This window comes from Mesorhizobium sp. M0276 (genome assembly GCF_040321755.1).
In the GTDB taxonomy this organism is placed as follows: domain Bacteria; phylum Pseudomonadota; class Alphaproteobacteria; order Rhizobiales; family Rhizobiaceae; genus Mesorhizobium.
This window is the reverse complement of record NZ_JAMYSC010000004.1, coordinates 151,027-175,475: the sequence shown is the minus strand read 5'-3', so window position 1 is coordinate 175,475 and position 24,449 is coordinate 151,027. Positions and strand designations below refer to the sequence as shown.

At 62.1% G+C, this 24,449-nt stretch carries 31 protein-coding genes; 16 read left to right on the top strand and 15 right to left on the bottom strand.

Going from position 1 to position 24,449, the window contains the following annotated elements:
• Positions 1 to 20 precede the first annotated feature (20 nt).
• Positions 21 to 419: an NADH:ubiquinone oxidoreductase subunit NDUFA12 gene (locus tag NKJ01_RS05565; protein WP_023759395.1), complete on the bottom strand. Its 399-nt coding sequence runs from the start codon at positions 417 to 419 to the stop codon at positions 21 to 23.
• Between the two features lie 226 nt (positions 420 to 645).
• On the opposite strand from NKJ01_RS05565, the gene panB reads away from it, so the two are divergent.
• Complete coding sequence (panB, locus tag NKJ01_RS05560) at positions 646 to 1,488, top strand: 3-methyl-2-oxobutanoate hydroxymethyltransferase (RefSeq protein WP_352726698.1); 843 nt, start codon at positions 646 to 648, stop codon at positions 1,486 to 1,488.
• Positions 1,485 to 2,336 carry a pantoate--beta-alanine ligase gene (gene panC, locus NKJ01_RS05555; protein ID WP_352726696.1) on the top strand — a complete coding sequence of 284 codons (852 nt, stop codon included), beginning with the start codon at positions 1,485 to 1,487 and terminating at the stop codon, positions 2,334 to 2,336. Before panB ends, panC begins: the two co-directional genes overlap by 4 nt.
• Before the next feature lie 38 nt (positions 2,337 to 2,374).
• Here the strand turns inward: panC and NKJ01_RS05550 are convergent, their stop codons facing one another.
• The 4 genes from NKJ01_RS05550 to gatB all read right to left on the bottom strand — a co-directional run bounded on the left by NKJ01_RS05550 (position 2,375) and on the right by gatB (position 5,608).
• Entirely contained in the window at positions 2,375 to 2,719 is a 345-nt protein-coding gene (locus tag NKJ01_RS05550) for a VanZ family protein (RefSeq protein WP_352726695.1), read from the bottom strand.
• A 78-nt stretch (positions 2,720 to 2,797) separates the two neighbouring features.
• Positions 2,798 to 3,496: an AIM24 family protein gene (locus tag NKJ01_RS05545; RefSeq protein WP_352726694.1), complete on the bottom strand. Its 699-nt coding sequence runs from the start codon at positions 3,494 to 3,496 to the stop codon at positions 2,798 to 2,800.
• Positions 3,497 to 3,615: 119 nt separating this feature from the next.
• Complete coding sequence (locus NKJ01_RS05540; protein WP_352726692.1) at positions 3,616 to 4,104, bottom strand: GNAT family N-acetyltransferase; 489 nt, start codon at positions 4,102 to 4,104, stop codon at positions 3,616 to 3,618.
• Positions 4,105 to 4,108: 4 nt separating this feature from the next.
• On the bottom strand, positions 4,109 to 5,608 hold the full coding sequence (gene gatB, locus NKJ01_RS05535) for an Asp-tRNA(Asn)/Glu-tRNA(Gln) amidotransferase subunit GatB (protein WP_352726690.1): 1,500 nt from the start codon (positions 5,606 to 5,608) through the stop codon (positions 4,109 to 4,111).
• Positions 5,609 to 5,888: 280 nt separating this feature from the next.
• Here gatB and NKJ01_RS05530 point away from each other — a divergent pair, with 280 nt between their 5' ends.
• Positions 5,889 to 6,146, top strand: coding sequence for a YjhX family toxin (locus NKJ01_RS05530; RefSeq protein ID WP_352726735.1), 258 nt, complete (start codon positions 5,889 to 5,891; stop codon positions 6,144 to 6,146).
• A 47-nt stretch (positions 6,147 to 6,193) separates the two neighbouring features.
• Here NKJ01_RS05530 and NKJ01_RS05525 read toward each other — a convergent pair whose 3' ends face one another.
• Together NKJ01_RS05525 and NKJ01_RS05520 are read right to left on the bottom strand one after the other, a co-directional pair.
• A complete protein-coding gene (locus tag NKJ01_RS05525) occupies positions 6,194 to 6,625 on the bottom strand; it encodes a CBS domain-containing protein (protein ID WP_023759403.1) in 432 nt (143 codons plus the stop codon).
• 87 nt (positions 6,626 to 6,712) lie between these two features.
• Positions 6,713 to 7,471 (bottom strand): rhomboid family intramembrane serine protease, encoded by a 759-nt coding sequence (locus NKJ01_RS05520; RefSeq protein WP_352726688.1) that lies wholly within the window; start codon positions 7,469 to 7,471, stop codon positions 6,713 to 6,715.
• Between the two features lie 228 nt (positions 7,472 to 7,699).
• Between NKJ01_RS05520 and NKJ01_RS05515 the strand changes: the two genes are divergently transcribed.
• The 4 genes from NKJ01_RS05515 to NKJ01_RS05500 all read left to right on the top strand — a co-directional run bounded on the left by NKJ01_RS05515 (position 7,700) and on the right by NKJ01_RS05500 (position 12,763).
• A complete protein-coding gene (locus NKJ01_RS05515) occupies positions 7,700 to 8,737 on the top strand; it encodes a substrate-binding domain-containing protein (protein ID WP_352726687.1) in 1,038 nt (345 codons plus the stop codon).
• Between the two features lie 155 nt (positions 8,738 to 8,892).
• Positions 8,893 to 10,149, top strand: coding sequence for an LVIVD repeat-containing protein (locus NKJ01_RS05510; RefSeq protein ID WP_352726685.1), 1,257 nt, complete (start codon positions 8,893 to 8,895; stop codon positions 10,147 to 10,149).
• Between the two features lie 71 nt (positions 10,150 to 10,220).
• Positions 10,221 to 11,750, top strand: coding sequence for a sugar ABC transporter ATP-binding protein (locus NKJ01_RS05505; RefSeq protein WP_352726683.1), 1,530 nt, complete (start codon positions 10,221 to 10,223; stop codon positions 11,748 to 11,750).
• On the top strand, positions 11,747 to 12,763 hold the full coding sequence (locus tag NKJ01_RS05500) for an ABC transporter permease (RefSeq protein ID WP_352726681.1): 1,017 nt from the start codon (positions 11,747 to 11,749) through the stop codon (positions 12,761 to 12,763). The genes NKJ01_RS05505 and NKJ01_RS05500 overlap by 4 nt, the downstream gene beginning before the upstream one ends.
• Positions 12,764 to 12,825: 62 nt before the next feature.
• On the opposite strand, the gene NKJ01_RS05495 is transcribed toward NKJ01_RS05500, so the two are convergent.
• Complete coding sequence (locus NKJ01_RS05495) at positions 12,826 to 13,860, bottom strand: substrate-binding domain-containing protein (protein ID WP_352726679.1); 1,035 nt, start codon at positions 13,858 to 13,860, stop codon at positions 12,826 to 12,828.
• Positions 13,861 to 14,430: 570 nt separating this feature from the next.
• On the opposite strand from NKJ01_RS05495, the gene NKJ01_RS05490 reads away from it, so the two are divergent.
• From NKJ01_RS05490 to NKJ01_RS05475, 4 genes are all read left to right on the top strand, one after another.
• Entirely contained in the window at positions 14,431 to 15,063 is a 633-nt protein-coding gene (locus NKJ01_RS05490; protein ID WP_352726678.1) for a PAS domain-containing protein, read from the top strand.
• Between the two features lie 182 nt (positions 15,064 to 15,245).
• On the top strand, positions 15,246 to 15,863 hold the full coding sequence (locus tag NKJ01_RS05485) for a PilZ domain-containing protein (RefSeq protein WP_352602538.1): 618 nt from the start codon (positions 15,246 to 15,248) through the stop codon (positions 15,861 to 15,863).
• A 280-nt stretch (positions 15,864 to 16,143) separates the two neighbouring features.
• On the top strand, positions 16,144 to 16,752 hold the full coding sequence (locus tag NKJ01_RS05480; RefSeq protein ID WP_352726676.1) for a transglutaminase-like cysteine peptidase: 609 nt from the start codon (positions 16,144 to 16,146) through the stop codon (positions 16,750 to 16,752).
• A gap of 254 nt (positions 16,753 to 17,006) precedes the next feature.
• Positions 17,007 to 17,567, top strand: a complete 561-nt coding sequence (locus NKJ01_RS05475; RefSeq protein WP_352726675.1) for an ankyrin repeat domain-containing protein — start codon at positions 17,007 to 17,009, stop codon at positions 17,565 to 17,567.
• Between the two features lie 29 nt (positions 17,568 to 17,596).
• On the opposite strand, the gene NKJ01_RS05470 is transcribed toward NKJ01_RS05475, so the two are convergent.
• Both NKJ01_RS05470 and NKJ01_RS05465 read right to left on the bottom strand, forming a co-directional pair.
• Complete coding sequence (locus NKJ01_RS05470; protein WP_352602546.1) at positions 17,597 to 18,124, bottom strand: gamma carbonic anhydrase family protein; 528 nt, start codon at positions 18,122 to 18,124, stop codon at positions 17,597 to 17,599.
• A 20-nt stretch (positions 18,125 to 18,144) separates the two neighbouring features.
• On the bottom strand, positions 18,145 to 18,486 hold the full coding sequence (locus NKJ01_RS05465) for a DUF6949 family protein (protein ID WP_352726673.1): 342 nt from the start codon (positions 18,484 to 18,486) through the stop codon (positions 18,145 to 18,147).
• Between the two features lie 116 nt (positions 18,487 to 18,602).
• On the opposite strand from NKJ01_RS05465, the gene NKJ01_RS05460 reads away from it, so the two are divergent.
• Positions 18,603 to 19,328 (top strand): hypothetical protein, encoded by a 726-nt coding sequence (locus NKJ01_RS05460; RefSeq protein ID WP_352726671.1) that lies wholly within the window; start codon positions 18,603 to 18,605, stop codon positions 19,326 to 19,328.
• A 68-nt stretch (positions 19,329 to 19,396) separates the two neighbouring features.
• On the opposite strand, the gene NKJ01_RS05455 is transcribed toward NKJ01_RS05460, so the two are convergent.
• Positions 19,397 to 19,600: a DUF3126 family protein gene (locus tag NKJ01_RS05455; protein WP_006200852.1), complete on the bottom strand. Its 204-nt coding sequence runs from the start codon at positions 19,598 to 19,600 to the stop codon at positions 19,397 to 19,399.
• A gap of 150 nt (positions 19,601 to 19,750) precedes the next feature.
• Entirely contained in the window at positions 19,751 to 20,599 is an 849-nt protein-coding gene (cysE, locus tag NKJ01_RS05450; protein WP_352726670.1) for a serine O-acetyltransferase, read from the bottom strand.
• On the opposite strand from cysE, the gene NKJ01_RS05445 reads away from it, so the two are divergent.
• Complete coding sequence (locus NKJ01_RS05445) at positions 20,589 to 20,765, top strand: hypothetical protein (protein ID WP_352726669.1); 177 nt, start codon at positions 20,589 to 20,591, stop codon at positions 20,763 to 20,765. The two genes, cysE and NKJ01_RS05445, sit on opposite strands and share 11 nt — an antisense overlap.
• Positions 20,747 to 21,349: an HD domain-containing protein gene (locus NKJ01_RS05440; protein WP_352726667.1), complete on the top strand. Its 603-nt coding sequence runs from the start codon at positions 20,747 to 20,749 to the stop codon at positions 21,347 to 21,349. Before NKJ01_RS05445 ends, NKJ01_RS05440 begins: the two co-directional genes overlap by 19 nt.
• Positions 21,350 to 21,382: 33 nt before the next feature.
• Here the strand turns inward: NKJ01_RS05440 and NKJ01_RS05435 are convergent, their stop codons facing one another.
• From NKJ01_RS05435 to NKJ01_RS05425, 3 genes are read right to left on the bottom strand one after another with little or no spacing between them, the layout of a single operon-like run.
• Complete coding sequence (locus NKJ01_RS05435; RefSeq protein WP_352726666.1) at positions 21,383 to 22,150, bottom strand: alpha/beta fold hydrolase; 768 nt, start codon at positions 22,148 to 22,150, stop codon at positions 21,383 to 21,385.
• A 20-nt stretch (positions 22,151 to 22,170) separates the two neighbouring features.
• Positions 22,171 to 22,734: a DUF192 domain-containing protein gene (locus NKJ01_RS05430; protein WP_352726664.1), complete on the bottom strand. Its 564-nt coding sequence runs from the start codon at positions 22,732 to 22,734 to the stop codon at positions 22,171 to 22,173.
• A 25-nt stretch (positions 22,735 to 22,759) separates the two neighbouring features.
• Positions 22,760 to 23,356, bottom strand: a complete 597-nt coding sequence (locus NKJ01_RS05425; RefSeq protein ID WP_032907472.1) for a cold-shock protein — start codon at positions 23,354 to 23,356, stop codon at positions 22,760 to 22,762.
• 218 nt (positions 23,357 to 23,574) lie between these two features.
• Here NKJ01_RS05425 and gloA point away from each other — a divergent pair, with 218 nt between their 5' ends.
• Positions 23,575 to 24,015: a lactoylglutathione lyase gene (gloA, locus tag NKJ01_RS05420; RefSeq protein WP_023759421.1), complete on the top strand. Its 441-nt coding sequence runs from the start codon at positions 23,575 to 23,577 to the stop codon at positions 24,013 to 24,015.
• A 131-nt stretch (positions 24,016 to 24,146) separates the two neighbouring features.
• Positions 24,147 to 24,440 (top strand): DUF2218 domain-containing protein, encoded by a 294-nt coding sequence (locus tag NKJ01_RS05415; RefSeq protein WP_352602558.1) that lies wholly within the window; start codon positions 24,147 to 24,149, stop codon positions 24,438 to 24,440.
• Positions 24,441 to 24,449 lie beyond the last annotated feature (9 nt).

The following is a 24,449-nucleotide window of genomic DNA, read 5'->3' as shown; positions in this document are numbered from 1 at the left end:
GACCGTCCTGCACCCTATAGCTACGATCCGGGTGTCCAGGCGTCGTAGTCGCCAGTAACCTGCGGGCGATGCTGATTGGTCAGCACCGAGCCCTTCGGGCGATAGGCAGCTGGGCTGCCGGTCAGGTTGGGCTGATGAGGCTTCTGCCAGTCGCGCGGCTTGTAGTCTTCGCTTGCCGGCGCGACATCGACGCGGTGATGGATCCAGCCGTGCCAGCCGGGCGGTATGGCTGAGGCCTCCGAATAGTTGCGGTAGATGACCCAGCGGCGCGTGCGGCCTTCCGAATCGATACCGCCTTCGTAATAGACATTGCCTGCTTCGTCCTGGCCGACCTTCTTGCCATGCCGCCAGGTGTGCAGGCGCGTTCCCAGCGTCTGGCTGTTCCACCAGGTGAAAAACTGCGTCAGGAAAGTCTTCATCTTTAGAACCCTCGCGCCGGCAGGCCGTTTCCTGCTTATGGCGTCAGCCCTTGGCGAAGGCAAGGCTTTTGCCACGGGGAACGCCCAATTGGCTTGCCAAACGCGACACAAGCCGGTGATCTCCTCCGTCGCGGGATGCGCGCTTGCCAAGCCGTTGCGGTCTTTCTAAAGCTCTGCGCGCGCCTTGCGGGTATCCAAGCCGGCAGCAGGCCAAAGGAGGTGAAGATTGGCCACGGAATTGCCGACCACCGACATCCGCATCAGCACCGAGCTGATTCGCCGCCGCAAGGGCGGCACGCCGATCGTCTGCCTGACCGCCTACACCTACCCCATCGCCCGTCTGCTCGACGACCATGTCGATCTGCTTCTGGTTGGCGACAGCGTCGCCATGGTGCTGCACGGGCACAAGACGACTCTGGGAGCCTCACTCGAGATGATGATCGCGCATGGGCAAGCGGTGATGCGCGGTTCGGCCAAGGCCTGTGTCGTCGTCGACCTGCCGGCTGGCAGCTATGAGGGTACGACGGCGCAAGCCGTCGCTTCGGCGCGACGCGTTGTTAGCGAAACCGGTTGCCAAGCGGTGAAACTCGAAGGTGGCGTCGACATGTTCGGGCAGATCGCGGCCATCGTCGCCGCCGGCATTCCGGTCATGGGACATATCGGCCTGCAGCCACAATCCGTCGAAAAGGACGGCGGCTACAAGATCAAGGGCCGCACCGAGGAGGCTGTTGCGGCTTTGCTTCGCGATGCGCTTGCCGTCGAAAGCGCCGGCGCCTTCTCTGTCGTCATCGAAGGCACGGTCGAGACGGTCGCCGCCGATATCACCGGCCGCATCGCCATTCCCACCATCGGCATCGGCGCCAGCGGCGACTGCGACGGCCAGATCCTGGTCATCGACGACATGGTCGGGCTCACCGTCGACCGGGTGCCGAAATTCGTCAAGGAATACGCCGATCTGCGCAGCGTGATCTCGCATGCGGCTGAAGTCTATGCGGCGGAGGTGCGAAGCCGGGCATTCCCCGGCCCCGGACATGTCTTTTCGGCGACAAACAGCAGGGACGACACATGAGCCGGCCACTCGTTGTCGACAGCGTCGCCGCACTTCGCGCGCAAATCCGCGACTGGCGGCACGACGGTCTTCGCGTCGCCATGGTGCCGACCATGGGCGCACTGCATGACGGGCACATCTCGCTGGTGAGGATCGCGCTTGAGAGAGCCGAGCGCTGCGTCGTGTCGATCTTCGTCAACCCGACACAGTTCGCGCCGACCGAAGACCTCGACAAGTACCCGCGCCAGCTCGCCCGCGACGTCGACCGGCTCGGAATGGCGAGAGCCGACCTTGCCTTCACGCCGACGGTTGGCGAGATGTATCCCTCCGGCTTCGCCACGAGAATCTCGGTCGGCGGCCCCTCGGCCGGGCTCGAAGCGGACTTTCGGCCGACCTTTTTCGACGGCGTCGCCACCGTGGTGGCAAAGCTCTTGCTGCAGGCAACGCCCGACTATGCGATCTTCGGCGAGAAGGACTACCAGCAGCTTTGCGTCGTCAGGCAGCTCTGCCGCGACCTCGACTTGCCCGTCGAAATCATCGGCGCACCGACGATCCGCGACGCGCATGGTCTCGCCATGTCGTCACGCAATGCCTATCTCGGCGAGACCGAACTGATGATCGCCCGCCAGTTCAACGTGATATTGCGCGACACGGCAGTAGCCTTGGCGGCAGGTGCCGCCCAGGGGCACGCAACCGAAGAGGCCAGCCGTGCCCTGATCGCGGCCGGTTTCCAGAAGGTCGATTATGTCGAGGCACGCGAAAGCCTGACGCTCGCGCCATGGCGTCGGGACCGCGAAGGGCGCCTGCTCGCGGCGGCCTGGCTCGGCAAGACCAGGCTGATCGACAATGTGGAGATCCCGTCTACATAGCTCGATACGAAGTCTTGCTGCTTCGGCGCAGCGGTTTTCTACGGCTCTCCTAATCGTCTGCTGCTCCTGACGAGCAACTGCCCTACGACGATGCCGCCAATACCAGCACAGGCCTTAACGACTGCATCGGCAAGCTCCGCGTGGCGACCGGGATCGATGATCTGAAGCAGTTCCAACATGCCGGCGGTCACAACCACGAAGATCACCACGTGATAAAGTCGGTTGGGGAAGCCGAGCCCCAGGGCGAAGCCCAACAGTATGTAAGCCAAGGCGCGCTCGACATTTGCCTCAGCGAAGTGCGGCCGCATCTGGATCGGCGACAAGGTTGCGAAAACGATGATGGCGAGCAGCGTCAGCGCGGCAATGCGGGACAGTTTGGTCATGTCACTGCATATCCGTCGTAAGCCGGCACAGCAAACGCCGGGATGACGCAGGTCCGGATCGCTGCCGCCATGCTCGAACTACTCTTCGCTCGGCATATGCAGATACATCGACTGGATGCCGATCCGGCCCGGTCCGGTGAAGCGGTTGACGATAAAGTTCATATTGGCACCGAAGAAGCCGCTCGACAGGCGATCGATCTTGGTTTCCATCCTGACCGAAACATCCTTGAACAGCCAGCCACCAGGCTCGATGTCGATGGTCTCGCCGGCGGCGAGCGTCTTTTCGAAGACATTGCCATAGCCGTGCAGCCAGACGATGCCGTCCCCGGAATCACCGCGAAACCGGTCGATGAAAAAGCCGCTCTGTCCGAACAGCATCGTCGCCAGGCCACGCACACGCTCGAAAGAGTACTCGACATTGCCGGTCGCGGCGAGAAACTGGTGCTCGCGCACCTGTATCTCGTCGCCACGCTGGAGATGGATCGGCACGATGTGGCCCGGCCCATCGCGGCTGAAGGCAATGATGCCCGCCCCCGAAGCCTCGGTGACGAATATCTGCATTCCGGCCATCATGCGCTTCAACGCGCCCTTCAGCGACTTCAGACCGATGGTGATAGTGGAATTCTTCCACAAAAGGATGTGGTGCTCGAAATAGACTGGCATCCGCGTCACATCGACCGAGAGCACCGGCACGAGTTCGCCTGCTATATGATAGGTGACGCCACCAAAGGTCTCGTCCGACACCTGTGTCGGCATCAGTTCCGGCAAGCTCGGCATAAATTTCCCCCCTCGCCGTCGCGCCCTTGGATGCGGACGCTGGCTCAAGCAGCGTTGATACGCCTGCGGCGGCAGGTCAAATCAAAAACGCGAGACAATTGGCGACCGGACACGCCGATCTAGCCGAGCGGCTTCTCAAAACTCAGCATCGTCGGCCTTGAGCTGTCGCGGGATTCCGCCGCGGCGCCGACGGGCAGAAACCCTTTCGATCGGTAGAAGGCGATGGCACCGCTATTGGCCTCCTCGACCTCGACGCGCAGCACTTGCGCTTCCGGGAAACTGTCCTCGATCTCGTCGAGCAGCGATTGCCCGATGCCGCGCCTTTGGCAGTCCGGATGGACGTAAAGCTGGTTCAACAGGATGACCTTCGCATCCGCGGTGGCGGCGGCGAAAGCCATGCCGCCGATGCGCTTGCCGTCATCGGCCACCAGGAACTCCGAATTCGGCCGTGTCAGCCGCGAACGAAGCGAGGCAATCGAGTGCCATTCATCGGTGATCTCGGTCACCTTGGCAGCGCCGTAAATGGCGTCATAGGTCGCATGCCAAGTCTCGACCAACAGCGTCCGCACGGCAGCAAGGTCGCGCTCCCCGGCGGTGCGGACGAACACGGCCCTACTCGATGCCCAGCTTGACCTTGACGAGATCGTTGACCGCTTGTGGGTTGGCCTTGCCGCCGGTCGCCTTCATCACCTGGCCAACGAACCAGCCCGCCATGCTCGGCTTGGCGCGCGCCTGCTCGACCTTGTCGGGGTTGGCAGCGATGACCTCGTCGACCGCCTTCTCGATGGCGCCGGTGTCGGTGACCTGCTTCATGCCACGGCTTTCGACCAGCTGGCGCGGATCGCCGCCCTCGGTCCAGACGATCTCGAACAGGTCCTTGGCGATTTTGCCGGAGATGGTCCCATCCTTGATGAGATCGATGACCGCGCCCAGCTGATCAGGCGAAATCGGAGCGTTTTCAATGCCTTTTCCGGCCTTGTTCAATTGTCCGAGCAGATCGTTGATGACCCAGTTGGCGGCGAGCTTGCCGTCGCGGCCGGCGGCGACCTTCTCGAAATAGTCGGCGATCGGCTTTTCCGAAACCAGGATCGAGGCGTCATAGGTCGAAAGACCGAGAGACGAAATCAGCCGCGCCTTCTTGTCGTCCGGCAGTTCCGGCAACTCCCTGGCCAGCGCATCGACATACGCCTGGTCGAATTCCAGCGGCAGAAGATCCGGATCGGGGAAATAGCGGTAGTCGTGCGCCTCTTCCTTCGAGCGCATCGAACGGGTCTCGCCCTTGACGGCGTCGAACAGCCGCGTTTCCTGGTCGATCTTGCCGCCGTCCTCGAGGATGGCGATCTGCCGGCGTGCCTCGTAGTCGATGGCCTGGCCGATGAAGCGGATCGAATTGACGTTCTTGACCTCGCAGCGCGTGCCGAACTCACCGCCCGGCTTGCGTACCGAGACGTTGACGTCGGCACGCATCGAGCCTTCGTCCATGTTGCCGTCGCAGGTGCCGAGATAGCGCACGATGGTGCGCAGCTTGGTGACATAGGCCTTGGCTTCGTCGGCCGAGCGCATATCCGGCTTCGAGACGATCTCCATCAGCGCCACGCCCGACCGGTTGAGGTCGACATAGGACATGGTCGGATGCTGGTCATGCATCGACTTGCCCGCATCCTGCTCCAGATGCAGCCGCTCGATGCCGACCTCGATGTCCTCGAATTCGCCCTGGCGATCGGGACCGACCGAGACGATCACCGTGCCTTCGCCGACGATCGGCTGCTTGAACTGCGAGATCTGGTAGCCCTGCGGCAGGTCGGGGTAAAAGTAGTTTTTCCGGTCGAAGACCGACTTGTGGTTGATCTGCGCCTTCAGCCCAAGGCCGGTGCGAATCGCCTGCTTGACGCATTCCTCGTTGATGACGGGCAACATGCCCGGCATCGCCGCGTCGACCAGGCTGACATTGGCGTTGGGTGCCGCTCCAAAGGCGGTCGAGGCGCCGGAAAACAGCTTTGCTTCCGAGGTGACCTGCGCGTGGACCTCGAGACCGATGATGATCTCCCAGTCGCCGGTGGCACCGGAAACAAGGCGCTTGGCGTCGGGCGTGCGGGTGTCGATAAGGGACATTGTGGCCTGCGTATTGGAACTACGGATTATGCGTTTACGCATATTTTGGTGTGCAACTTCGCTAGTGCAAACCGTTCAACGAGACAAGCGCAAAGCCACGGACTGGCCTTTTCAGCCGCTTTCGCCTATAGGACGCCCCATCCCAATGGAGAGTGGATGTCCACTTACGCTCAGTCCCGGTAAGGCCCTGACCTCCTAGCGAGGCAGGGCAGAAAACCTGAAACCCCGTGCCGTGAAGTTTCGCGGCGGCGGCATTTTTTGTTTTCCCGGAAACTCCCCCATGGATATTTCGCGCATTGAACAGCGCATTCTGCACCTGCTCGCGCAGGGCGGACGCATTGAAATCGAAAAGAACGAGAAAAAGCGGATCGCCTCCGTCAAATGCCTGACCCGTGACGGCTGGCATTATCCGGGCGTCGATCTCGACATGTTTCGAAAGCTGAAGCGGAAGAAGGCCGTTTCTTCGTCGGGCGGTGGACCCTACCGCATCACCCGGCGTGGGCTGGAACTCGTCCGTTGCGAACTCGACAACAGGTAGATACGGCTCCGCCGGTCGGTGCTCCGGCCGGCGGTTCCCTCCACCGCTCAGGCGGTGGCGATATAGGCCCTGATCTCTTCGGCCTCGCGCTCGACATCCTCGATGCGTCGCTTGACCACGTCGCCGATGGACACGATGCCATCGAGCATGCCGTCCTTTTCCACCGGCAGATGGCGGAAACGGCCTCGGGTCATGATTTCCATCACCTCGTTGACGGTGTGGTTTTCGTTGCAGATCTTCACCTTTGGCGTCATTGCCGAACGCACCGCTATATCGAGCGCGGCACCGCCTTCCTTGGCCAGAACCCGCACAATGTCGCGCTCGGAAAGAATGCCGACGATCTTGTGGTCACCATTGGTGATGACCAGCGCGCCGATCCTGTGTTCGGACAGGATGCGAATGGCTTCGCTCAGCTTTTCGTTCGGCCCGAGCGTCAACACATCATGGCCTTTTTTCTCGAGAATTGCCTTCACCGTCATGGCTTCCTCCTCTGCTTTTTGCCGCCGGTTCCAGCCTGACCGGCTTTCACATAAGAGTGAATATCGTGCGCCGTGATCGGTTGCATTTCAAGTGCGGAGGTCGGTGTTCTCCCATTCCGGCCCCTGCCACCGCCTGTCGAACCAGCGCAGGCCGAAGAAGCCGGCGACGAAGCCGCCAATATGGGCTTCCCACGCGATCTGGCCCTCTACACCCGGGGCAAAGCCAAGCAGGCCGGTGGCAAGATTGATGATCATCCACACGGCGAGGAAGATCACGACGCCGCGATAGCGCAATACCAATGCGATCGGCAGCACAGGACCGGCGAAGGCAGCCTTGCCGGCCGAGCGATCGGTGCGGAAACCAAACCGCGCCGCAGCTCCCATCATGCCTGATATGGCTCCCGAGGCACCGACCAGCGGCGCCTCTCCATAAGGATGCATCGCCCAGAAAAGCGCGACCGAAGCCAGCCCGGTTACGGCAAAGAACAGCGCGAACCAGAGCGTGCCCAAACGATTTGCCAACGGCGAGCCAAAGGCTGCAAGCCAGACCATGTTGATGGCAATATGGGCAAAGCCACCATGCATGAACGCATAGGTGAACGGCCGGGAAAACAGGAACCAGTCGAAGCCGTATTGTCCGGTGTAGAGAACCGGGATGAAAGCCCCGTCGTACAGCAATAGCATCTGCTGTGCTTCGTTCAGCACATATTGCTGCAGCAGATAGACGGCGACGCAAATGCCGATCACCGCCAGCACCACCGGCGGCAGGTTGAACACCGGCTCACGCCGCCGTGGCGGCGCGTCGTCCACCTGTTGCGTTTCCGAAGGGTCTGCCGGTTCACTCATGCGCATCTGATCCAGGATTCCTGCGCGTCCTTTAGAGCAAGGATGCTCGCGTTGGAACAATTCTGTTTCCCGGACAGCGAATGCCCCGCACCAGGTCGCCTTCATTTGCTAAAAGACCGAAAGGAAGCGAAGCGGAAATGCTCCGGGATGCGAAAAACTCGCAACGAGCGTTCTCGGAAGCGATGATCCCCCTCCCTAGAATGCCGCCAATTCCAAAGGGGTCTCCACATGATCAAGCATCTTCTTTCGCTGGCCGTCGCTGGCATCGCCAGTCTCGTCACCGCCGCTTCGGCGCAGGGCATATCCGGCGCACCAGCTCCCTTCGACAAGGGCGGCGTCAAGATTGCCGTCGTCAGCTTCCTCGGCTCCGGCGACTGGCTCCAGGCATTCGAGGCCGGCGTGAAGCGACAGGCCGACGCGCTTGGCATCGAGGCCAACATCTCGCAGGCGCGCAACGACATCAACACCGAGCGACAGTTGATCCAGCAGGCGATCAATCTCGGCGTGCAAGGCATCATCATCAACAACGGCCAGCCCGAAGCAATCAAGGACGTCGCACAGGCGGCGCTTGACGCCGGCATTCCGGTGGTGGCCTACGACACCAATCTCGACAATCCAAAGATCCCGCAGGTCGAACAGTCCGACGCCGACATGGCGCGCCTCGTGCTCGACCAGGCGGTCAAGGACCAGGGCCAGAAATTCGATGGCGGCGTCCTCTATGTCGCCGGCTTCGCGCCGCTCGATCGCCGCTACGCGGTCTGGAAGGATTTCGGCAAGAAGTACCCAGGCATCAAGGAAGTCGCCACCTGGGGCGTGGTCAACGACACCGTCGCCGCTTCGGTCGCGGACCAGACCAAGGCCGTGCTCACCGCTAACCCAACGCTTTCGGTTGTCTTCGCTCCATGGGACGAATTCGCTCGTGGCGTGAAGCTCGCCATCGACGAGCTTGGCGTTGCCGACAAGGTCAAGATTTACGGCGTCGACATCTCGACCTCGGACATCCAGGCCATTCTCGAACCGAGCAGCCCGTGGGTGGCGACGGCGGCAACCAATCCGGCCGTGGTCGGCGAGGCTTCGGTGCGTACACTTGCCCAGCTGATCGCCGGACAGAATCCCGGCCATTCCGTGCTGATCCAGCCGACGCTCGTCACCAGGAAGGATCTCGTCGACAACAACATCAAGACGATCGAGGACCTGCAGGCGAAGTTCCCGGCCTTCAAGGACAGCGACGCGGCAAAAGCACCCTGGATACCTGCGTCCAATTGAAATCCGACATTTTCCTTCAGACAATCAGCAATCCGAACAATCATCCCCGGCCTGACCGGGGATGATCAGGCTGGAATGCCCGACGGCGACCGCATCTGCGCCTCCACCCACTCCGACAGGCAGGAGGCGCCGGTCTGACCTTGCGAAAGACGATCATGAGTTCTGTCCCAACCCCCGACTATTTCAGCAACATGCGCCTGATCGGTCATTCCGATCAGGGTGGGCGGCCGGACGGATTGCAGGTGATGGTGCATCGGGGCTTCGCCTATGTCGCGCATCCCTGGTCGCAGGGCTTTTCCATCATCGATGTGCGCGATCCCAAGAATCCGGGCGGGACCGTGTTCGTGCCGGCGCCACCGAATACCTGGACGATCCATCTGCAGACGCATGAAGACCTGTTGCTGGTCGTCCATGCGCGCGATCTGTTCGCCGATGCTGCTTTCGCCTTCGATGAGAAGGTCTACTACACCAAGTCGATCGGCGAGACGATCGGCACCGCTTCCGGTTCGGGCTCGGCGCGGACCTGGTCGGCCGGAATGGCCATCTACGATATCTCGAAACCAACGCAGCCTCGCCAGATCGGCTTCTTCCCGGTCGATGGCATCGGTATTCATCGCATCTGGTATGTCGGTGGGCGCTACGCCTATGTGTCGGCGCTTCTCGACGGCTACAGCGACTACATTCTGCTCACTGTCGACCTTCAAGACCCGACACGGCCCGTCGAGGCCGGTCGCTGGTGGATACCCCGCATGCATCTCGCCGGCGGCGAGACACCGGGCTGGCCCGACGGCCGACGCTACGCGTTGCATCATGCGGTCGTCGAAGGCGACACCGCCTATGCCTGCTGGCGCGACGGCGGGCTGACCGTCCTCGATGTCGCGGACCCTGCCCTGCCGAAGCTGATCACCCACAAGAACTGGTCGCCGCCCTATGGAGGCGGCACGCATTCGGCGTTACCGCTGGTCAAGCGCGGTCTGCTCGTCGTCGCCGACGAGGCCGTGCTCGACCATGAGGAGGATGGGCGCAAGCATACCTGGATCTTCGACATACGCGATCCGGCGAACCCGATTTCGATCTCGACGCTGCCGACCCCGGATGAAACCGACTACACTGCCAAGGGCGGACATTTCGGCCCGCACAATCTGCATGAGAACCGACCGGGCAGCTTCGTGTCCGACACGCTGATCTTTGCAACCTACCAGAATGCAGGGGTGCGCGTTTTCGACATCTCCGACCCCTATCGGCCGAAGGAGACAGGAGCGCTGGTACCGCCGGCTCCCAGCCGCATGGTCGACAAGCGTCCGAACCGGCCACGAGTGATCCAGTCGACCGACGTGTTCGTCGACGCCAATGGCATCATCTATTCGCTCGATTACAATGCCGGGCTGGCAATCATGGAATATGGCGGTTGACAGGCGCGACCGTGCCCGTTGGCTTGCCTGCCTTTCTCAGTTCTCACCCAATCCATAACCGGCTGAACCACTTGTCCCTCACCGCCGCCCCCATTGCCGTCGCTGTCGCCGGGATCGAGAAATCTTTTGGGCCGACGCGCGCGCTCGCCGGAGCCGATCTTGCCGTCGCGGCCGGGGAGGTGGTGGCGCTGATGGGCGCCAACGGCGCCGGCAAGTCGACGCTGGTGAAAATCCTTTCGGGCTCACATGTGCCCGACGCGGGAACGATCACGCTTGGCGGCAGGTTCGTCGCCTTCGCCTCGCCCAGCGCCGCCAAGGCTGCCGGCATCGCGACCGTCCATCAGGCGACGGACCAGGCCGGCGCCGCTGGATTGACGGTCGCCGAGAATCTTCTGCTCGATGAACTTTGCCAGCCCGGCGGGCGCTTCTTCGTCTCGGCCGCGTCGATCCGCAGGCGTGCGCGCGCCATCGCGGCGCTGATCGATCTCGACCTGCCGCTCGACCGCGACTTCGTCGATCTGCGGCCGGCGGAACGGCAATTGGTCGCCATCGCCCGCGCCGTAGCGGCCAAGGCCTCGGTCCTCATTCTCGACGAGCCTACATCCAGCCTCTCGGCCACGGAAGCGGACCGGCTCTTCGCCATCATCCGGCGGCTGCGGGCCGGCGGCATGGCAATCCTCTACATCTCGCACAGGCTTGGCGACCTTGCCGCCATCGCCGACCGCGCCGTCGTCATGCGCGGCGGCCGCATCGTCGGCGCTTTTGCTAAGCCGATCGATTTCCCTGCCGCCGTTGCGGCCATGATCGGCCGAACATTGGAAGCCGCTATCCACGACGGCAAAACATCGACGGCCCCGATCGTCGCCTCCATCAAGGGCGCGCGGCTGATTCCCGGTGCGCGGCCTTTCGATCTCGACCTGCGCTCCGGCGAGGTCGTCGCGCTGACCGGCACGCTCGGCTCGGGCAAGAGCCGGCTGCTGCGCGCGCTTTTCGGCCTGGAAATGCTGGCGCAGGGCAGCTTCGTGCTCGATGGGAAACCGTGGCTTTCGAACGGACCGGCGCGATCGATCGAAAACGGCGTCTTCATGGTCGCCGAAGATCGCTGGGCATCGTCGCTTTTGCCAGCCGAGATTCCGGGCGCCTCGATTGCCGGCACGATCGCCCTGCCGCATCTGCGGCGTTGGTTTCCCAGCGGTCTGCTGCGGGCCGCGCGCGAGCGCAAGGTCGCCTCCGAGGCGATCGCCCGGCTCGGCATCAAGGCGCGCGGACCCGACGACACACTCGATGAGCTTTCCGGCGGCAACCAGCAGAAGGTCGTGCTCGCCCGCTGGCAAGCGGCACCTTGCCGGCTGCTGTTGCTCGACGAGCCTTTCCAAGGCGTCGACGTCGGCGCGCGTGCCGACCTGATCGCCGCTATCCGCAACAGCCAGAGCGATTCCGCCACGCTGATCGCGACAAGCGACACCGAAGAGGCACTGGAGGTTGCCGACCGCATCCTCGTCATGCGCGATCATTCACTTCACGAGGCCGGTGACGGCCATGGCTCGCTGACAGACCAGATCGGCAAGGTCGAGAGCGAAAAGGCCGGAGATCATCGATGACGAACCTGACGACCGAGCAACCGGCCGCCCCGCGCACATCGTTCTTTCGGGAGACGCGCCGCTACGCGCTCTTCGTGCTGCTGGCACTGATGGTGATCGGCTTCTGGTATGCACAGCCCGCCTTCATCCGCTCGGCCAACCTGTTCTCGATCCTGCAGGCGGTTTCTGTCGTGGCGATCCTCGGCGTCGGGGTCTCGATCACAATGTCGGCCGACGGCTTCGATCTCTCGGTAGGCAGTATCGCCGCCTCGTCAGTGATGGCGGCGAGCTACGCCATGGTCGTCTGGCAGCTGGACGCGGCTGAGACCATGGTGCTGGTCCTGCTGATGGGCGCCTTCATAGGCCTCTTGAACGGGCTGCTGATCGTGCGTGTCGGCGTCCCCGATCTTCTCGCCACGCTGGCGACCATGTTCCTGCTCGCCGGCCTGCAGCTGATCCCGACAGGCGGCCGCTCGATCACCGCCGGGATGGTGCTTCCCGACGGCTCATCGGTCACTGGCGCTTACGATCCAGCCTTCCTGATCCTCGGCCGGTCGCGGCTCTTCGACACGATCCCCTTGTCTGTCGTGGTCATGGCGGTCGTCGCCGTCCTCGCCTGGTTTCTGATGGAGCGTACGCGCTGGGGCCGCGTCTTCTATGCGATCGGCGGCAACGAAACGGCCGCGCATCTATCCGGCGCGCCGACCAAGGCATACCGGCTCTGGGCCTATATCCTGTCCGGCACTCTTGCTTCGCTGGGAGGTCTGATCGTCGCTTCGCGTGTCGGCCGAGGCGATGTCTCAGCCGGCAACTCGCTCCTGCTCGATGCGGTGGCCGCCTCGCTGATCGGATATGCCGTGCTCGACAAGCGTCGCCCGCATGTGATCGGCACTGTGGCCGGCGCAATCTTCGTCGGCGTCCTCCTGAACGGCCTCACCATGCTGAACGCGCCCTATTACACGCAAGATTTCGTCAAGGGCGTCGTGCTGGTTGGCGCTCTGGCGCTGACGTTCGGCCTGGGAAAGAAACGATAGTTCACGCCGGCACAGGCGTTATCTCCCCTCCTTCGCGGCGAAACGAGGGAGGGGAGAAAAGGTCAGTTGGTGGGGATCCAGCTTGCGGTCGCTGCGTCGCTCTGACCAAAAGCGGGCAACTTGGCATCGAGATCCTCGATCGTCTTGATGCCGTTCTTGCGCAGCTCCTCCTGTGTCAGCAGGACCGGCCTGACGACGATGTTGTGGCCGGGATCCTCTCCCGCGATCAGCTTTGCCGCCGCCCGCACCGAAACGGCGCCTACGACGGCCGGGTTGGTGGCCGCGGTGGCGACCCATGGACTGCCTTCCGCGGTGATCTCGGTGATATCGGCGGTCGACACATCGGCCGAATAGATCTTCACCTTGTTCGAGATGCCGAGCTCATCGGTGGCGAGTTTCACGCCGCGCGCGAACTCGTCATAGGGGGCAAAGACGACGCTGATGTCGGTATTGGCCTGGAACGCCGCCTTGGTCTGGTCGGCGGTCGACACCGCGGTCGTATCATTGACCGTTCCCCAGCGGGCTTTCTCGACGATCCCGGGATTGGCCTTCTTGGTCTCCTCCCAGATTTCATTGCGACGGTCGAGCGGCGCGAAACCGGCGACGTAGACATAACCCGCCTGGAATGAGGTGCCGTTGTCCTTGAGGGCCTGGCCGAGGGACGCCTTGGCCAACTCGTGATCGGATTGTTCGACTTGCGGGATTTTCGGATTGCCGAGATCGACGTCGAAAGCCACAACCTTGATGCCGGCGTCGAGGGCCTTCTGCGCGACATCCTTTAAAGCTTCCGGCTGGCCATGGTCGATGATGATCGCCTGGACGCCGAGATTGATCGCCTGTTCGATCTGGTCACGTTGTGCCGCCGCATCCTGCCGGCCGGAAAAGACCGTGAGATCGATGTCGAGCGCTTTCGCCTGTTTCGTCGCACCGGCCTGGTAGGCCTGAAAGAAATCGCCGGCGGAGATGAAGGTGACGAGTGCCACCTTCACGCCGCCCTTGTCGAAGGGCGCCGGCGCTCCGGCCAACCCGGCGGCCCCGGCCGGAATGGCACAGGCGAGCAGGCTGGCGGTGATCAGTCCAAGAACGGAAGTCTTCATGAAGGTCCCCAGAAAATAACGCCGACAAGGCGCGTCTCCGACCGCGGGATCGCCGCCGTCGCGCCTCAAGGAGCGAATGCGCAAGAGTACAGCGGCAATCGAGCCGTTCGGAACGCAGATTTTTCTCTTTCGAAGCGCGTGATTGGCAAATGTTGCCGTTGCTTGTCGCAGGCTTGGGCGATGCCGCGTTGTCGATCGTCGGGATTGTTCCAGCATCGCGGCGAGCGGAAATCTCAGCCCGCCGTTAACCCCGAATCGCTGGGCGCGAATCAAAAAAGAAGCCGTTCAAGGTTTCCCCTGAACGGCTGGTCGAGCCCCCTGCTCCCCTAAAACTCTGACTGAAGTGCTGCCGATCGTCGCGAAACGACCGCTTCTGGAGTGGTTTTTGTGTGCCACGGGGCTTGCTTCGATGCAACGTAAACCACTTGTTAACCTTAACGGCCCCGACCCGTGAACAAGTGTTAACGACGCTGGCACGCTTCCTGCTCCGCAACGCATGTAGGTCATCGGAGGGCGCCCTTCTGTTCACCGATGGGACATCAGACGACAGATTGCGCGGAGCAGCATAATATGAACCAGAATGGATCGATCACGCTGTTCCACTATTGGAATCGCCTGCGTGACGGACGCCCTGCCCCGAAGCGTTCGGAGGTCGAGCCGGCCGATATCAAGTCGCTGCTGGCCGACACCTTTATCCTGGAACGGGACACGCGCGGGCAAGCCGTGTTCCGGCTGGCCGGCACCAGGCTTTGCGCCTGCTATGGCCGCGAACTCAAGGGGTTTTCCTTTCCATCGCTGTGGCGCGAGAAGGATCAGCGGCTCGTCTCGCGGCTGATCCATGGTGTCTTCGAGCAGAAGTCGGTCGTGCTCATCACCTATGAGGGCTTCAGCCGCAACGGGCGCTCCAACAAGTTCGAGCTGCTCGCTTTGCCGCTTGACGGCGGCGTCGAAAATCCGCGCTGCCTGGGCGTCGTCAGTGCCGTGGAGAAGCCCTTCTGGCTGGGCGCCGACCCGATCACCGACGCGCTGATCGATTCGATCCGCGTCATCGACCCGGAGAAGGAGCTCCTGAACAACCGTCCGGCGATCGATGTTCCCTCGCTCGTTCCCAATGACCTCGGGGCACCCGAGACGATCTCGGCGCTCGGCCGGGCGCGCCGCATCCGTCATCTCGTCGTCTTCGATGGCGGGCGCGAGGAATAATCCGCAGTTTCGCGTCTCGGTAATGTCGCCCAAAAGTGCGCAGCGGTCTTGGAACAACGACATACATACAAGGGGACGAGCCTAAAAGCGCCCGCTTTTCCCCTTTGTTAACCTGCTTTGTTGTACTTCTTTGATGAAGTTCTCGCATGGACGCGTGGGACGCAAACAGGGTGAAGGCAGTCATGAGGTCAGCGGCGATCGACTATGCGCCGTCCCAAGCTGAAAGGCGTAACTTTCAGCGCGTCCGCGTCAAGATTTACGGGCGCTTCATGCTGGAAGACCGCACCGAGCACCCCTGCCAGGTCGTCGACATGTCGCCGGGCAATGTAGCATTTCGCACCGACCGCATCGGCATGCCCGGCGAAAAAGTCATCGCCTACATCGATCATATCGGCCGCATCGAAGGTGTCGTCACGCGCACCTTGCAGGACGGTTTCGCAATGACCGTCATCGCGTCGGATCGCAAGAAGGACAAGCTTGCCGCGCAATTGACCTGGCTTGCCAACAAGCATGAACTCGACCTGCCGGAAGACCGTCGCCACGAGCGCGTCGCGCCGCGCAATCCGACCAGCGTTCTGCAGCTCACCGATGGCCGCCAGTACCAGTGCCGTATCATCGACCTGTCGCTTTCCGGCGCCGCGGTCGAGATCGACGTCAAGCCGGCAATCGGCATCCAGGTCATGCTGGGCACCATGCGCGGGCAGGTCGTCCGCCACTTCGAGGATGGCGTCGCCATCGAATTCGCCGTCATCCAGCGTCCCGAAACGCTCGATTCCGAATTCAACGCGCCGCGCGTCTGACAAGACCAGCAACGCTTAATGAAGCCGGCCCTTTGCGGCCGGTTTTTGCGTTCGCGACATCGCCGATTGAGATGTTTCAGCCAGGCTCGAGGCCGTTGCCTGCAAGGCCTGCATGACATCGAGCCCGAGGACCAGCTTCGAAAGCCCAAATGATTTAATACTCAAATGATTCAAATTTTATGTTTATTCTACTGGCGTTTTACTCAATATCTACTTCGTGCTTTTGCCTCAAATAAATCCACATGTGGCAATGTCTCCTTCGAACGGGGAGACTACAACAATGAAGAAAACGAGGCGCAAGCTGTTGCTGGTGGCAATGGCGATGCAGCTTTCCGCTTGGGGATCAGCATATGCCGCGGGACCGGCCTATATGCACACCGGCGGACGTACCACGCAGCCTGTTGGCCATTATGAGTTCTGCCAGCGCATAGCTGGCGAATGCAGCGAAAGGACCGCCAAGGGCGCGCCGGTCGAGCTGACCCGCAAGCTGTGGGCGACGATCGTCAACGTCAACAATTCCGTCAACACCCGCATCAAGCCGCGCACCGACATGGAGAACTACGGTGTCGAGGAATACTGGGCCTATCCGGATAATGGCTATGGCGATTGTGAGGATTACGCGCTGGAGAAGCGTCGCGAATTGATGGATGCGGGCGTGCCCGCCGGCAATCTGCTGATGACCGTCGCGCGCCAGCCGAATGGCGACGGTCACGCGGTGCTGACCGTGCGCACCAGCCTGGGAGAATTCATCCTCGACAATCTGGAGACCAAGGTCCTGTCCTGGACGGACACCGACTACACCTATCTCAAGCGCCAGTCCGACCAGAATTCCGGCGTTTGGGTGACGATCAACGACGGCCGCTCCGACGCGGTCGCGAGCGTCCGCTAGATATCACAGATCAAGCGCGCCGCATGAGTGCGAAGCGCCTAAGGAGAAACCCGGTCGAGTCCCCACCCTCCCCGTCCCCAACGACCGGGTGAAAGGAGCCGGCCCCGTCCCCGGGCCGGCTCCGCCATTTCTGGCGATGACCGTTCGCAGACAGGCTGGAATATCTCAATCTCATTCAGTCGAATCGTCCCGCCTTTCCACCGGCAGGAGAACGGCGCACTGTAGGCCGTCAGTTCCACCTCTGGATCACCGCGATGTTGGAAATCCCGGAAGATCGCTGCGAGCGCCATCGCCTGTACAAGGCCATCGACGATGCCTTCAAGGCGGGCGATTTCGATGGCCTCGGCATGGCTTTGGGTGGCTCGCCCCGCTGGTTCGACGAGCGAATGCCGTTTGAGCTCGGGCTCGGGCATCCGCTGGAATATGCGATCTATTGGAGCCCGGTCGGCTTCATCTCGACCTTGCTGGATGCGGGCTCGGATCCGAATTATCAGGATCACGGCGGGTTTCCGTCTTTCATCGCGGCGCTGTCCACCGACCGGACCGACAGGCTGGACATCTTGCGGGTATTGATCGAGGGCGGTGCCGACCCCAACATGCGGGGTGTGAACGACTGGACGCCGCTTCACTATTCGGTGGCCATCGGCAGCGTCGATGCGATCCGCCTGCTTTTGGCGGCCGGCGCCGACCAGACGCTCGAAACCCGCATCGATCACTACAGGACAGCCATAGAGGAGGCCGACATTGCCGGCTTTGACGCCGGTGCGTCCTTGCTGCGCGATGCGATAGCCGGGCCCGGCTCCAACCGCCGGTGAGTTAGGCCGCGATGAAAGCCAAACTGGCCTCAGGCCTCCTTCAAGCCCGCCTTGAAGCGCTTGCCATTGGCAACGTAGTGTGCGGCCGAGCCGCGCAACTTCGCCACGGCCGCGTCGTCCAGCACCCTGATTGCCTTGGCAGGCGAGCCGACGATCAGCGAATTGTCCGGGAATTCCTTGCCTTCGGTGACCAGCGCACCCGCACCGACCAACGAATTCCTGCCGATTTTCGCGCCGTTCAGCACGATGGCGCCCATACCGATCAGACTGTTGTCGCCGATCGTGCAGCCATGCAGCAAGGCGCGATGGCCGATCGTGCAGCCCTCCCCGATCGTCAGCGGAAAGCCGGGATCGGTGTGCATGACCGTATGTTCCTGCACATTGGTGTCGGCGCCGATGACGATGGGCTCATTGTCGCCGCGAATGACGGCGCCGAACCAGAAGCCGGCATTGCGGCCGACCCGAACGTCGCCGATCAGCGTCGCATCGGGCGCGATCCAGTTGGTCTGCACATCCGCGAAACTGGGCCCCGTTCCATCGATCGCGTAGAGCGGCATGTCTTGGTCTCCGAATCGTCTCAGCCTGGCAAGTCGGAGCCTAGGAGACGGATCGTCCATGAGGCAATGGCAAGCACGACCACGCCCAGCGCCAAGGACCAGGCAATCGCCGTGCAGCCGCAGGACATCAGCGCCATCATCGAAATGCGGCGCTCGCGCCGGGCATCGATCGCATCGTTGACCAGCATGAAAGGGCCGGCACACGCGGTGGCGAGCAGCGAGCGCAAGATATGGGACGGCGACACATAGGGTTCCGTGAAAGCGACCTTGCGACCCGAAACCAGCTCCATGGCCGATCCGGCCAGCCCACAGGCGGTCAACCCGACGACAAAAGCGAAGAGCGTGAGTTCCAGCGGTCCCATCTTAACTTCCCATTTACCATGAAATTGCACAGTCGTTCCATGAAGGCTGCAAAAGCCATGCCGTGCGATGTGTGCCGCCCAGGGACATCGAGGCGGCCGGAGATCCAAGAACTGAGATGAAACAGGCAGCGCTCGCCAACGAACTCACCGTGGTCGATTCCAGGCTGATGAAGCGGGTGCTCTACGCGTTCGCGGCGCTGGCCCTGCTGTCGGTAGCGATCAGCCTCGGCGGCAAATGGTTCGGCCATTCGATCGCCATGGCCGGATACACCGACGACGTAACAATCCACCAGGTGGTGATCGGCAACAATGTCATTGCCGTGCCGGCCAACGCCATCCGTTTCGCCCAGGCCCGGCGCGACGGTATCGCCTCGCGGCTCGATCTCTATCTGCGCTATCCCCAGATGGACGGCTACAGCGAAGCCACGCGCGACGATTTCAACCACACCGGTGCTGTCAAGAACATCGTCTTCCTTTCCTTCGAACAGCGGATGATGTCGCGTGACATGAGTGGTCGCTTCGCGCCGATATACAGCGCGTTGATCACCAAACCCGGCATTGCGGGGCCTGGCGGCACGACCGTATATGGCTTCAACGAGAAATCAGGCTATTTGAACGAGGTGCTGGTTGTCGCCGAGCGCCCCGGCAAGGACCCGTTCGTGGCGCGTTGCCTGAGCGGGCCGAGTGCCGACGAATCGCTTGCGCCGTGCGAGCGCGACATCCAGGTCGGCGACGAGCTCAGCCTCACCTATCGCTTCCCAAGGGGGTTTCTGGGAGATTGGCAGACGCTTGACGCGTCGATTGCCACCGAAGCCGGGCGTGTCCTGAAAACAGGACATTAGGAAAGCGTCGGGAAACCTGGCTGGCCGGCCGCATTCGAGGCGCAGCCGGCCAAGCGCAAGGTGCTGGCTCAGGCCAGATCGATGTCGAGGATAGCCATCGAAAAATTGTAGTCGCCGTCGTCCTCGTCCTTGAAGACGATGCCGAGGAATTCGTCACCGACATAGACCTCGGCTGAATCTTCCTTGCGCGGCCGTGCCTTGACCTCGAGCTTTGGGTTCTGGAAGACGCGCTTGAAATAGGCGTCCAGCTTTCTGATTTCGTCCGGCTTCAACAGTCTTCTCCGATCATCGGGCTTGCTCGTTCGAGCGCGCTTCTGACACGTCGACAATGGCGATGTAAAGGCAAGCGGCCTGATAAGGCGAGACAACCGCCGCTCATGCCCGCGGCCGGAATCCGGCAGCAGGCGGCGGCCTTGTGAAAATCAGATGTCGAAGCTGACGACCTGATCCATCGTCTGCGACGGCAGAAGCTGGTCCATCTGGCGCGACGGCTGATCGCAGCCGGTCTCGCCAACGACGCGGGCCGGTACGCCGGCAACCGTCTTGTTGTGCGGCACTGGCGACAGCACCACCGAGCCTGCCGCAATCTTCGAGCAATGGCCGATTTCGATGTTGCCGAGGATCTTGGCACCAGCGCCGATCAGCACGCCGTAGCGGATCTTGGGATGACGGTCGCCGCCGGCCTTGCCGGTACCGCCCAGTGTCACGCCATGCAATATCGACACATCGTCCTCGATCACCGCGGTCTCGCCGACCACAAGGCCGGTGGCGTGGTCGATGAAGATGCCCTTGCCGATACGCGCGGCCGGGTTGATGTCGGTCTGGAAGACCGAGGACGAGCGGCTCTGCAGATAGAGCGCGAAATCCTTGCGGCCCTGGCTCCACAGCCAATGCGCCAGGCGGTGCGTCTGGATGGCGTGAAAACCCTTGAAATAGAGCACTGGCATGATGAAGCGGTCGCAGGCCGGATCGCGGTCGTAATAGGCTTGGATGTCGACGCGCACGGTCGTCGGCCAGTCCTTGTCGTCGGCCAGCATGGATTTGAAGGTCTGGCGGATGAGATCGGAGCCGATGTCCTGATGCGCCAGCCGTTCGGCCAGGCGATGGATGACCGCTTCCTCCAGGCTGTCCTGGTTGAGGATGGTCGAATAGAGGAACGCGGCGAGCAATGGGTCGCGGTTGACAGCCTCCATCGCTTCGTCGCGGATCGAACGCCAGATCGGGTCGACCGGCTTCAATGCGCCGTGTCGGGAAATGCTGATGCTGTTCATCGCCGTCTCGTCCTGCGCCCTGCCGGGCTTGCCTGTTGTGCTTGCCTGTTGTCCGGCCGCACATATAAGCCAGATCATAGCACGATTGAACTCAATTTTCCTCAATGCATTGTCAAATGGATTTGGTTCGCGGGAATTCAAGCAGCCATGGAAAACGAACCCTTGATCGACGACGCTCTGAAGAGCGAGCTTTCAGCACTCTACCGGGAACCAGGCCGCCACTACCACAACCTTGCCCATATCGAGGCGATGTTGGCGCTTGCAGGTGACTATCGAGCGGCGCTCGGCGACCCCGGAGCCGTCGAAGCGGCAATCTGGTTCCACGATGCCATCTATGACAGCAAGGCCAAGGACAATGAGGCGCAAAGTGCTGCCCTTGCCGAGAAGAAGCTAGCGGGCCGCGCGGACTCTTCCCGCCTCAACCGCATCTCGGCGATGATCGTCGCCACCGCCACACACCAGGTGCCGCCGTTTGACGACGCGACGAGCACACGGGACGCAAGTCTTTTCCTCGATATGGATCTGTCGATCCTGGGTGCCGCGCCGGACGCCTTCGACGCCTACGAGCGCGCCGTGCGACGCGAGTACGCCTGGGTGGAGGGGCCGATGTGGCGGGCCGGGCGCAGTGCCGTGCTGAGGAATTTCCTCTCCCGCCCACACATTTTCCACACGGAGGAATTCCGGCAACGCTTTGAACGCCAGGCCCGCGAAAACATGACGCGGTCGCTGGCGGCTCTCACCACAGGCTGAGGGCAGTCACGTCCCGCCCCCCTCGCCGTCCGCTCAGAGCGGATTTTCGGCATAGAACTCCAGCACACGCTGCTTGAAGGTCTTGTCCCCGACAGCCAGCATGTGGTCGCGGCCCAAGATGTGAAAGGCCCTGGCGTTCGGCATCAACGCCGCGAGTTCATCAGGCGAGCCGCCAATGTCGTCGGTCGTGCCGACAGCGACCAGCGTCGGCTGGGCAATGCGGGCAATATCCTGCTCGCTCAGCAGTTCGCGCGATTTGGCAATGCAGGCGGCCAACGCACGGCGATCGCTGCGGGTCTGGTCGGCGAAGACGCGAAACGATCGGCCACGCGGATGGCTTGTCGCGGCCGGATCATCGGCAAGCAGGGCCGCGGCGATCGGATCCCAATCGCCGACACCATCGATCATGCCGATGCCAAGACCCCCGAAAACCAGCGTCGCCACCTTGTCCGGATCCGACAGCGCCAGGAACGCCGCGATGCGCGCGCCCATCGAATAGCCCATGACATGGGCGCGCTCGATGCCGAGGTGGTCGAGCAAGGCGGCGGCATCCGAAGCCATCTTCGCCGGCGTATAATCGGCCTCCTCATAGCTCTTCGAAGACGAACCATGGCCGCGGTTGTCGAAGGCGATGGCGCGGTAACCGGCATCGTTCAGCGTCTTGAACCAGCCGGGCGACACCCAATTGACATAGTGGCTCGAAGCGAAGCCGTGGATCATGAGGACCGGGTCGCCCTCGCCCGATGCCGGCTGGCGGTCGAGGAAGGCAATGTCGAAGCCGTCGTGGGTGAAAAGCTGCATCGGCGATCCCGCCTGCCCACTCAACCGCCGCCGCCATTGGGCGCATCGCCATTGTCGGCGGGCGGCACGCCGGGGCTAGACGCTGTGCCCACGGCCGGATGGCGCACCAGGTCGCCATATTCGATGCCGTTGCTGGCGGCCGTGCCGGCCTTGAGTTCGAGCACGAAACGTACCGGGACACCTGGCGAAATAACGGCGTCGGATTGCGGCTCACCGCGCTTGATCGCCCGGATCTTGCCGTCCTGGCCGACAAAGATCAGATCGAGCGGCATCGGCGTGTTCCGCATCCAGAAATTGACCTGCTGTGGCATCTCGAAGACGAACAGCATGCCGTGATCGTCGGGCATGTCTTGGCGATACATCAAACCGGCTTCGCGCTCTGGATCGGTGTCGGCGATTTCGATGGAAAAGGAGCGATCGCCGCCTTTCGTCACCACGACCAGTGGCGTCGGGTCGACCGCAAGGATCATCGCCCGACTGTCCGCCGCGGTCGGCCTTTCGGAATAGAAGAAGGCGCCTGCGGCGACGATGACGGCAATCACGGCGCACACCACGCCCGCCGCCAGCCAGTTCCTGTGAGCCATTCGAAATCCTCAGCCGGAAATCGTCCTAGTGCGAGACCGGCAAGGTCCCCATATCGGGGTGAATTTCGGCGGCCATAAGGCCTTTGTCGCCGCGTCCGAAACGAACCAGCACGACCTGGCCGGGCCGAAGCTCGGTGATGCCGTAGCGGCGCAAGGTTTCCATATGGACGAAGATATCCTCGGTGCCCTCGCCGCGGGTCAGAAAACCAAAACCCTTGGTGCGGTTGAACCACTTCACCAAAGCGCGTTCGAGACCACTTTCCGGCGTCACCGCGACATGGGTGCGCTGCTCCTGCATCTCGGCCGGATGAACCGCTGTGGTGAGATCCATGGAGAGCACCCGGAAGGCCTGCAATCCGCGGTCGCCATGCTTGACGAGGCAGACCACGCGCGCGCCCTCCAGGGCCGTCTGAAAGCCGTCCTTTCGAAGACACGTCACATGGAGGAGGATGTCGCCCGAAATGCCGTCATCCGGGAGGATGAAACCATAACCCTTGGCCACATCGAACCACTTGATCACGCCGGCAATTTCGAGCAGGTCGGCGGCGTCACCGCCTTCGTCACGCTGCAAGGCATCGCCTAGAGGTTCGTCCCGCCCCATGAAAGAGGCCTTTTCCCCCATAAGAATGCCCCCTCTTTTAAAGAACACCGCAACTGATTCTTGGGGACCAGATTAACACTGCCGCTTCCGGTGTGTGCAAGACCTGCCGTGCCTTTTTTCACGGTTCAATGGGGTGAATACCGGATTTGTTCTTTGCCGGCATTGCGCGCTGCCGCATGATTGCCCTTTGACGGGGTCGACCCTATGTTGCACCGCAATGCAATTCACGAGGAATCCTCATGCGCTATCTGCACACCATGGTCCGCGTCGCCGACGTGGATGCCTCGCTTGACTTCTACTGCAACAAGCTCGGCCTCAAGGAGGTGCGCCGCTACGAAAACGAGCAAGGCCGCTTCACGCTGATCTTCCTCGCCGCGTCGGAAGACGAGCAAAGCGGCATCGCCGACAAGGCGCCGCTAATCGAACTGACCTACAATTGGGATCCGGAAGACTACAAGGGCGGGCGAAATTTCGGCCACCTCGCCTATGAGGTCGACGACATCTACGCCACCTGCCAGCATTTGATGGACAACGGCGTCATCATCAATCGGCCGCCGCGCGACGGCAATATGGCCTTCGTCAAGTCGCCGGACGGCATTTCGATCGAACTGCTGCAAAAGGGACCGGCGAAGCCCAAAGCCGAGCCTTGGGCCTCGATGCCGAACACCGGCACCTGGTAGCGATCACGCCATCTTGAGTGGGGCGGCCATGCGGACAAGCCGGCCGCCTTTGCCGTTCTGATCGACGGCACCTGTCTACCTGCTTATCGCGCCTGCCCGCCGAGGCCGGCGCTTACCAGGAGAATTCATTCATGCCGACCAGCCGTGCCGATATTGCCACCGAGCATGCCAGCCGCTACCTGCAGCAATTGTGCAAGCACTGGGCGCACAAATTCCCGGTCGAGTTCGATCCCGCCCATGGCACCATCGATCTCTCAATGGGCCGCACGGTTCTGGACGCAGACGCGACCGCGCTGCATATCACGGTTTCAACTGACGAAGCCGGATCGATCGAACGGCTGGAAAGCGTCGTCGCCGATCACATCAAGCGCTTTGCTTTCCGCGAAGAACTGACCTTCGACTGGAAACCCGCGCCGGCGGCATAAGCGCCTATT

What these genes read in the sequence shown, in the direction of transcription:
- NKJ01_RS05565 (WP_023759395.1), bottom strand. Translation starts at nt 419, where the DNA reads ATGAAGACTTTCCTGACGCAGTTTTTCACCTGGTGGAACAGCCAGACG.
- panC (WP_352726696.1), top strand. Translation starts at nt 1,485, where the DNA reads ATGAGCCGGCCACTCGTTGTCGACAGCGTCGCCGCACTTCGCGCGCAA.
- NKJ01_RS05550 (WP_352726695.1), bottom strand. Translation starts at nt 2,719, where the DNA reads ATGACCAAACTGTCCCGCATTGCCGCGCTGACGCTGCTCGCCATCATC.
- NKJ01_RS05545 (WP_352726694.1), bottom strand. Translation starts at nt 3,496, where the DNA reads ATGCCGAGCTTGCCGGAACTGATGCCGACACAGGTGTCGGACGAGACC.
- gatB (WP_352726690.1), bottom strand. Translation starts at nt 5,608, where the DNA reads ATGTCCCTTATCGACACCCGCACGCCCGACGCCAAGCGCCTTGTTTCC.
- NKJ01_RS05530 (WP_352726735.1), top strand. Translation starts at nt 5,889, where the DNA reads ATGGATATTTCGCGCATTGAACAGCGCATTCTGCACCTGCTCGCGCAG.
- NKJ01_RS05525 (WP_023759403.1), bottom strand. Translation starts at nt 6,625, where the DNA reads ATGACGGTGAAGGCAATTCTCGAGAAAAAAGGCCATGATGTGTTGACG.
- NKJ01_RS05520 (WP_352726688.1), bottom strand. Translation starts at nt 7,471, where the DNA reads ATGAGTGAACCGGCAGACCCTTCGGAAACGCAACAGGTGGACGACGCG.
- NKJ01_RS05515 (WP_352726687.1), top strand. Translation starts at nt 7,700, where the DNA reads ATGATCAAGCATCTTCTTTCGCTGGCCGTCGCTGGCATCGCCAGTCTC.
- NKJ01_RS05510 (WP_352726685.1), top strand. Translation starts at nt 8,893, where the DNA reads ATGAGTTCTGTCCCAACCCCCGACTATTTCAGCAACATGCGCCTGATC.
- NKJ01_RS05500 (WP_352726681.1), top strand. Translation starts at nt 11,747, where the DNA reads ATGACGAACCTGACGACCGAGCAACCGGCCGCCCCGCGCACATCGTTC.
- NKJ01_RS05495 (WP_352726679.1), bottom strand. Translation starts at nt 13,860, where the DNA reads ATGAAGACTTCCGTTCTTGGACTGATCACCGCCAGCCTGCTCGCCTGT.
- NKJ01_RS05490 (WP_352726678.1), top strand. Translation starts at nt 14,431, where the DNA reads ATGAACCAGAATGGATCGATCACGCTGTTCCACTATTGGAATCGCCTG.
- NKJ01_RS05485 (WP_352602538.1), top strand. Translation starts at nt 15,246, where the DNA reads ATGAGGTCAGCGGCGATCGACTATGCGCCGTCCCAAGCTGAAAGGCGT.
- NKJ01_RS05480 (WP_352726676.1), top strand. Translation starts at nt 16,144, where the DNA reads ATGAAGAAAACGAGGCGCAAGCTGTTGCTGGTGGCAATGGCGATGCAG.
- NKJ01_RS05475 (WP_352726675.1), top strand. Translation starts at nt 17,007, where the DNA reads ATGTTGGAAATCCCGGAAGATCGCTGCGAGCGCCATCGCCTGTACAAG.
- NKJ01_RS05470 (WP_352602546.1), bottom strand. Translation starts at nt 18,124, where the DNA reads ATGCCGCTCTACGCGATCGATGGAACGGGGCCCAGTTTCGCGGATGTG.
- NKJ01_RS05465 (WP_352726673.1), bottom strand. Translation starts at nt 18,486, where the DNA reads ATGGGACCGCTGGAACTCACGCTCTTCGCTTTTGTCGTCGGGTTGACC.
- NKJ01_RS05460 (WP_352726671.1), top strand. Translation starts at nt 18,603, where the DNA reads ATGAAACAGGCAGCGCTCGCCAACGAACTCACCGTGGTCGATTCCAGG.
- NKJ01_RS05445 (WP_352726669.1), top strand. Translation starts at nt 20,589, where the DNA reads ATGCTGTTCATCGCCGTCTCGTCCTGCGCCCTGCCGGGCTTGCCTGTT.
- cysE (WP_352726670.1), bottom strand. Translation starts at nt 20,599, where the DNA reads ATGAACAGCATCAGCATTTCCCGACACGGCGCATTGAAGCCGGTCGAC.
- NKJ01_RS05440 (WP_352726667.1), top strand. Translation starts at nt 20,747, where the DNA reads ATGGAAAACGAACCCTTGATCGACGACGCTCTGAAGAGCGAGCTTTCA.
- NKJ01_RS05435 (WP_352726666.1), bottom strand. Translation starts at nt 22,150, where the DNA reads ATGCAGCTTTTCACCCACGACGGCTTCGACATTGCCTTCCTCGACCGC.
- NKJ01_RS05430 (WP_352726664.1), bottom strand. Translation starts at nt 22,734, where the DNA reads ATGGCTCACAGGAACTGGCTGGCGGCGGGCGTGGTGTGCGCCGTGATT.
- NKJ01_RS05425 (WP_032907472.1), bottom strand. Translation starts at nt 23,356, where the DNA reads ATGGGGGAAAAGGCCTCTTTCATGGGGCGGGACGAACCTCTAGGCGAT.
- gloA (WP_023759421.1), top strand. Translation starts at nt 23,575, where the DNA reads ATGCGCTATCTGCACACCATGGTCCGCGTCGCCGACGTGGATGCCTCG.
- NKJ01_RS05415 (WP_352602558.1), top strand. Translation starts at nt 24,147, where the DNA reads ATGCCGACCAGCCGTGCCGATATTGCCACCGAGCATGCCAGCCGCTAC.